We start from the raw sequence: 6,723 nt of genomic DNA, 5'->3' as shown, positions 1-6,723 counted from the left end.
CTGCTGATCATGCTGATCATCACGATCCCGCTTCAGACCCAGTCCGTCTCGATCGACCTGCCGCAGGGCAACCCGCCGCCCGCGACGCATGAAGTGCCTGTGGTGACGCTGGCGATCGATTTTGACAATGCGATCACCTGGAACGGGGAGCCCGTGGGCTCGGAGGCGGAACTGCAGTCACGGCTGTCAGAGATTGCCACGGGGCCGGAAGACATGCGCGCGGAATTCCACGTCGTGCCCAACAGGCTGGCCGACTACAAAACCGTTATCCATGTCATGGCAGACGCGCAGCGCCTCGGTGTCTCCAAAATGGCTATCCTCGGACACGAACAGTTTCTGCAACCCGGCTAAGGAAACATCATGGTCAAAACAACAGAGTTCCGTGCGGAGGGAGCTACGCCGTCCGCTCAGGCTTTCCGCGATGCCATGAGCCGTCTGGTGGCACCGGTGGCGCTGGTCACGACTAGCGGCCCCGCCGGGCGGCACGGCCTGACTGTTTCAGCGCTCTGTTCGGCCAGCGCGGAACCGCCTTCCGTGCTGCTTTGCCTGAACCGCGACAGCCGCTCTCATGCTGCTTTTGTTGAGAATGGCATTGTGGGCATCAGTCTTCTGGCGCCGGGGGATGAGGCGCTGGCCATGCGCTTTGCTTCCAGCCGGGTAACGCAGGATGAAAAATTCTCTTCTCACGACTGGCAGGAACCCGAAGGCAGACCGCCCGTTCTGGCCAGTGCCGCCGTATGGCTAACAGGCCGTGTGGCGGCTTTCTATTCGGCTGGCACGCATGACATCCTGCTCTGTCATGTTGAGGAGATCGGGGCTCCCGCGCAGGATGTGACTGGGCTGGCGTGGTTCGGGCGTGATTTTCATGCCCTGTCCGTGCAGCCTACCCCTGTTCCGGCCTGAGCGGCCCGCAAGAGGTCATGCTGGTTTTTTTCCAGTATGTGCACTAGCGTTTATCGTATGAAACTCACGCATGGTGGTATGTCATGACTGCTCCTGTCTCTCCCAGAGGGGGCTCGCATGCAGCGCCCTTCATTCTCCAGCGCTGGTCGCCCCGCGCGTTTACACCCGTCGGGATAAGTGATGCGGACCTGCTCGCCCTGCTTGAAGCAGGGCGTTGGGCTCCGTCGGCCTATAACCACCAGCCTGGCGGTTTATTCATGCCCGGCGCGATACCCCGGACTGGGAGCGCTTTCTAAGCTGGCTTATTCCGTTCAACCGGTCATGGGCGGAGCAGGCCTCGGCTATCGTGTATGTGGCGTCACGCCGGGTGACGGACGATACAAAAAATGGTGGCGTGCGCGCCAACCCCACCCATGCTTTCGATACCGGCGCTGCCAGCGTGCTGGTGCAGTTGCAGGCATGGCAGAGTGGCTGGCTACTCATCCCATTAGTGGTTTTGACCATGCTCTGGCGCATGAAGGGCTGGGCCTGCCGGAAGACCATGACCTGCATGCGGCTATTGTTATCGGGCGTCAGGCCCCGGCGGATACCCTGCCGGAAGGGTTGGCCGAGCGTGAGCAGCCGTCTGACCGCCTGCCGCTGGCCGATGTCGTGTTTGCCGGGCGTTTTCCCGTTGGGTAAGGGGCGCTAAACAGCCCGTACAGGAAAAAGGCCCGGCAGTTCAATGCCGGGCCTTTTTTATGGTGCTGAGGCTTTATGCCGCCCTGTGGAGGGCGGCATGGGCATGGCCGGATTACAGGTCCAGACGGGCACTTAGGGTTATGGTGCGGGGGGCACCGGGGAAAATGTTGTAGCTGCCACGGCTCATCCAGTACCGGACCCCGCCGACATTTTCGACATTGGCGCGGAAAGTCAGTGTATGGGAGTCGACCCGTGTGGTGTAGGCAGCGCCGATTTCGCCTACGATATAGGAGGGCATGCGCACAGTATTGGCGGCATCCAGCCAGCTCCGTGAAACATAGTTGAATCCTGCGTTTACGCTCAGGCCTTTTACGAGCGGCACGCGATAATCAGCATTGAAAGCAGCCTGAAAAGGTGCGACAGCTTCAAGCTGGTGTCCGGCATAACCGGCTGCGGCCTTGACGTAGCGCGCATCCAGATAAGCAAGACTACCATTCAGGTTCAGGTCTTTTGTGACCAGCCATGAGGCCGAGGCCTCAACCCCCTGATAGCGCGAAACGCCATCCTGCACGTAATCGTTCTGGATGTTTGTGTAGGCGGCTCCGGTATCCATGCGGAAAACTGCGAGTGTACCGCTGAAAGTCCGGCGCTGGACTTTGACACCCAGCTCATACTGGTCGCTGCGGATCGGGCTGAAGACCTCGCCGTAATTGTTGGTGCCCTGTGGGGCCTGCCCACCAGCCTGTACGGCCTGCACCCAACTGAAATACGCATTGAGCCATGGCGTGGCCCTGTAGCTGAGAGAGACCACGGGCGTTACCGGGTTGTTGCGATGTGAGCCTGTTGTGCTGCCGGTTTTTGAATAATCGTCTTCTCTGTAGGCAGTGTAGCGCGCCCCGGCCATGAGCGACCATTTTCCCAGGCTTATGGTGTCGCTCCAGAAAGGAGCTAGCTGCTGGTAGTTGATATAGCGGTACATGCGCGGGTGAAAATCCGTGGCGCTGGTCAGGCTTGGGCGGTCAGTATAAATATTGCCGTATTCAAAAGGAAGTTTGGCGCCGACATTGGCATCCCAGTCAAAATTCTGTTGCAGCCATGTCAGACCCACCATGACATCATGATGCAGGATTCCGGTATCGAAATGCCCCTGTGTGGTAAAATCGACCTGATGGTAAGTCAGAATCCGCAACTGCTCATAAGCCTGACTTTTGTAATCGCCTCCGGCACTGGTGAAGTAAAGCTGGCTTGCGGGAAACTGCTCGTCCAGATGGGTGTAGGCATAGGTAAGGCTTGCGGTCCAGTTACGGGCAAAGTCCCAGTCCAGACCGGTGCTGAAGCGTTTGAGGTCGTTGGTTTTCCGTGAATTGGGAGCCCCGAGCGGTGTTCGCCCGCTGATAGGCGTGACCGCCAGCCCCGGTGTGGTCAGAATGGTGTTGACCATGCCTTTTTGCAGCGTGTTCATGTAAAAACTGTTGAAACGCCAGTGTAGTTTATCAGTAATGCGTACATTGGTCGTAAAGGACATGGAAAAATTGCGGACAAAGCTCGAGTTATATTGCTCGCCCTCTTCGCTGCCGAAGGAAAGCCGGGTCTGGATCCGATGCGCGGAATCGAGCGAACCGCCGACATCGAGCATCTGGCGGAAAACGGCATCGGAACGATAGCCCGCTTCAAGTGTCAGCTTGCGGTTTTCCACCGGGGCTTTCAGCCGGTAATCCAGCACACCGCCCGGCGAGCCAAAGCCATACATGAAGGCCGATGCCCCCTTATAAACCTGTATGGTATCGAAATTGGCCACGGGCAGGTCGATATACCAGAAAGGGATGGCCATACCGTCTATTTTATAGCCGTTGGTCCAGTCCAGATTGAGGCCGCGCACACGCACACTGGAGCCCGATGCCGTGGCACCGCCGTTGGAGGTAGCCTGCACGCCCGGTTCGTACCGCATGACATCGTTGATATCATTGGCCTGTAGGGCTTCCATACGGGCCGCGGAAATGGAACTGACGGAAAAAGGTGTTTCAAACTCTGATTTGTCGCCAAGCGCACCCAGCGGCACCTTGCGGGCAAGATGCGGCGTATTGCGGTTGGTATGAACCGTTATGGCCTCTGCCGCCCCTATCAGGGGTACGGGTGCCTTTTTGGGCGTTTTGGCAATAATGGGTGAAGTGTTCTTATGCGTTGCGGCGGCGGCGGTGGTCTGCGCGGTGGCGAGACCGGGCAGCGATGCAAGCAGAAGGGCGCGAAACCCTGTGCGGACCATGGCGATGCAATCTCCGTGCAAAAATAACGAATGATGAAGGGTTATGCGGCGTGATGCGCCGTGGCGTTTTCCCGTGCGATCAGTTCACGCACGCGGGGGATCAGTTCACGGCCGAACAGCACGGTGTCCGGCACGGGATCAAAACCCCGAATAAGGAAAGTATGAATACCAAGGCGATAGTACTGCAAAAGGCTTTGCGCGACCTGTTCGGGTGTGCCGACTAGCGAGGTCGAATTCCAGCGTCCGCCCGTGGCCTGAGCAACGCCGGTCCATAGCCGCTCATCATGCCGTGCGCCGCGCGCGGCTATGGCTTGCAGCCTGCGTGAACCTTCATTGGTGGGCAGGGTCGAGGCCGTGGGGCGTGCGCCCGCGCTGTCGAGCGCTATGTTGCCCGATTGTTGGGACTGCTGCTCGCGCTGCTGGCGGGCAATCAGAGTGGCCTCTATGGCGGCGGCGCGTTCCCATGCTTCTTCTTCCGTTTGTGCAAGAATGGGGCGGAAGGAAATGGAAAAACGCAGCGTGCGGCCATGCCGGCTGGCTGCGTTGCGGACGCGGTTGACCAGTTCCGCCGCCTGATCCAGCGGTTCCCCCCACAGGGCGTAGCCATCCGCCAGTTCTGCCGTAACGGCAATGGCCTCATCCGACGCGCCGCCGAAATAAACCGGCACGCTGCCTTCATGCCGGGGCAGAATGGCCGCCTGCGCCCCGCGAATACGGTAAAAGGCCCCGTCATGATCAAAAGCAGGGCCGCCCTGCCACTCCCGCCGGACAATGCGGATATAGTCTGCCGCGCGCGCATAGCGTTCGGCTTTGGTCAGGTGGTCGCCATCGGCCTGAAGTTCAACATCATTACCACCGGTAATGACATGCATGGCTACGCGACCACCTGTCAGGGCGTCAAGGGTTGCAAACTGCCGGGCTGCAAGCGTGGGGGCAGCAAAGCCGGGGCGGTGGGCTACCAGTACGCTCAGCCTGCTGGTGGCCAGCGCTGCATGCTGGGCCACAAGCAGGCTGTCAGGCGAGTGGGAATGAAAAGCCACCAGCACGCGGTCAAAACCACCGCGCTCATGTAAAAGAGCGGCACTTTTGATGTAGGCGGGGTCTACCTCAGGGCCATGAGGGCCGACGATTTCGGTCTGTTCTCGGGCACTGACGTAACCGATAAATTCTACTGACATTTCACGTAAATCCCATAGCGTTCATGACGTGATAATGCGGTATTTTTATGTGAAAATCACATAAGGAATGGCAAAGACTGACTTTGTAAATTATCGATACCTGTTTCCGTGTTCTGGGTTTTTTTTCAGGCATGCACGCCCAGTTCCTCCAGCAGGCGGGTGCGCAGGCGTTCAAAAAGCGGATCGGCATGGTGGCGGGGGCGCGCAAGGGGAATGGGCAGGTCCAGTCTGATACGCCCCTTGTCCAGAACAATGGCGCGATCAGCCAGAGTGAGCGCTTCATCCACATCATGGGTGACAAGCAGCACGGCACTGTGGTGGCGTTGCCAGAGTGTGGCCACAAGGGCCTGCATGCGCAGGCGCGTTAGGGCGTCAAGTGCGGCAAAAGGTTCATCCAGCATCAGAAAATCCGGCTCGCGGATGAGCGCGCGCGCAAGGGCCGCGCGTTGGGCCTCGCCGCCGGAAAGGGTAAGCGGCCAGGCATCCTGCCGGTGCGCAAGGCCTACCTCATCAAGCAGGCGGGTGGCCTGTTCGCGGGTGGCATCGCTATGGGCAAGGGCCACGTTTTCCCACACTTTTTTCCAAGGCAGCAGGCGGCTTTCCTGAAAAACAACGGATATTTCCTTGGGGGTGGACACGCTGCCTTCCGTTACCGGATCAAGCCGCGCCAGAGTGCGCAGTAATGTGGATTTGCCCGAACCGCTATGGCCCAGCAGGGCCACGAACTCACCGGGGGCAATATCAAGGTCAAGCCCGTGCAGCACGGGCGGGCCACCACCAAAGCGGCGGCTAAGGCCCCGCACACGCACGGCGGCTGGTGGGGCTGTGTATAAGGAGCATGCTGCTGCAACAGGGTTTCAGTCATGGTGCTGTGCGCCTCCGTTGTCTGGGGGCAGGCGCCATGCCAGCGCACGGCGTTCGACCATACGCACCCCCTGATCCGAAATGAGACCCAGCAGGCCGTAAACCGCAAGGCCAACGAAAATGATATCAGTGCGCAGGAAATCCTGTGCATCCATCATCATATGTCCGATTCCGCTATTGGCGTTGATCTGCTCGGCCACGACCAGCATCAGCCATGAAATGCTTACCGCCAGCCGGATACCCACCAGCAGGTCGGGCAAAGCACCGGGCACGATGACATTACGGATGGTCTTCCAGCGTGACAGGCCGATGGTGCGCGCCATTTCCAGCAGTTTTGGGTCTATCGCGCGAATACCTTTATGCAGGTTGAGATAAACCGGAAATGTCGCCCCCAGAGCCACAAGCAGAACCTTGGGCGTTTCGCCAATGCCGAACCAGAGAATAAACAGTGGTGCTAGTGCAAGAACCGGCAGCGTGCGCAGAATCTGGATCGGGGCATCAATAATGTTTTCGCCAATGCGCGATAATGCGGCAAGGAGTGCGAGAACAACGCCCGTAACCAGCGCCAGCGCCAGCCCTGCAACAGCCCGGAGCAGCGAAACCCCCAGATTGGCCTGAAGCGAGCCCTCCTGCGCCAGCCCCCACCCCGTGGCGAGAATCTGCAATGGCGAGGCGAATAACCGGGTTGAAATCAGCGGTGGAGCAGGCAGCCTGCCAGAGCAGCACAAGCACCAGTGGCGAGAGGTAGCGCCCCAGCGTGCGGAGCGGGCTCCAGCGGATACGGCGTGCCTGACCGCGCGTTCTGGCCAGCTTGCGGGGGGGAGCGGGCCGGGG

5 protein-coding genes and 2 pseudogenes are annotated in these 6,723 nt (G+C 59.5%); 3 read left to right on the top strand and 4 right to left on the bottom strand.

Going from position 1 to position 6,723, the window contains the following annotated elements:
• From JCM25143_RS13965 to JCM25143_RS19935, 3 genes and pseudogenes are all read left to right on the top strand, one after another.
• The coding region (locus tag JCM25143_RS13965; RefSeq protein ID WP_025861662.1) for an ExbD/TolR family protein at positions 1-351 on the top strand (351 nt) is incomplete at its 5' end.
• 9 nt (positions 352-360) lie between these two features.
• A complete protein-coding gene (locus tag JCM25143_RS13960) occupies positions 361-903 on the top strand; it encodes a flavin reductase family protein (RefSeq protein ID WP_025861661.1) in 543 nt (180 codons plus the stop codon).
• An 83-nt stretch (positions 904-986) separates the two neighbouring features.
• Positions 987-1,584 (top strand): annotated as a pseudogene (locus JCM25143_RS19935) (nitroreductase family protein).
• Positions 1,585-1,696: 112 nt separating this feature from the next.
• Here the strand turns inward: JCM25143_RS19935 and JCM25143_RS13950 are convergent.
• The 4 genes and pseudogenes from JCM25143_RS13950 to JCM25143_RS19930 form a co-directional block, all read right to left on the bottom strand.
• Positions 1,697-3,847, bottom strand: coding sequence for a TonB-dependent siderophore receptor (locus JCM25143_RS13950; protein ID WP_025861657.1), 2,151 nt, complete (start codon positions 3,845-3,847; stop codon positions 1,697-1,699).
• 41 nt (positions 3,848-3,888) lie between these two features.
• Complete coding sequence (locus JCM25143_RS13945) at positions 3,889-5,025, bottom strand: LLM class flavin-dependent oxidoreductase (RefSeq protein WP_025861656.1); 1,137 nt, start codon at positions 5,023-5,025, stop codon at positions 3,889-3,891.
• Positions 5,026-5,150: 125 nt separating this feature from the next.
• Positions 5,151-5,834 (bottom strand): ABC transporter ATP-binding protein, encoded by a 684-nt coding sequence (locus tag JCM25143_RS13940; RefSeq protein WP_025861654.1) that lies wholly within the window; start codon positions 5,832-5,834, stop codon positions 5,151-5,153.
• A gap of 48 nt (positions 5,835-5,882) precedes the next feature.
• Positions 5,883-6,669 (bottom strand): annotated as a pseudogene (locus JCM25143_RS19930) (ABC transporter permease).
• Positions 6,670-6,723: the final 54 nt, after the last annotated feature.

This window comes from Acetobacter papayae JCM 25143 (assembly GCF_000613285.1).
Taxonomy (GTDB): Bacteria; Pseudomonadota; Alphaproteobacteria; order Acetobacterales; family Acetobacteraceae; genus Acetobacter; species Acetobacter papayae.
This window is presented reverse-complemented; position numbering and strand designations above follow the sequence as displayed.

What these genes read in the sequence shown, in the direction of transcription:
- JCM25143_RS13945 (WP_025861656.1), bottom strand. Translation starts at nt 5,025, where the DNA reads ATGTCAGTAGAATTTATCGGTTACGTCAGTGCCCGAGAACAGACCGAA.
- JCM25143_RS13950 (WP_025861657.1), bottom strand. Translation starts at nt 3,847, where the DNA reads ATGGTCCGCACAGGGTTTCGCGCCCTTCTGCTTGCATCGCTGCCCGGT.
- JCM25143_RS13960 (WP_025861661.1), top strand. Translation starts at nt 361, where the DNA reads ATGGTCAAAACAACAGAGTTCCGTGCGGAGGGAGCTACGCCGTCCGCT.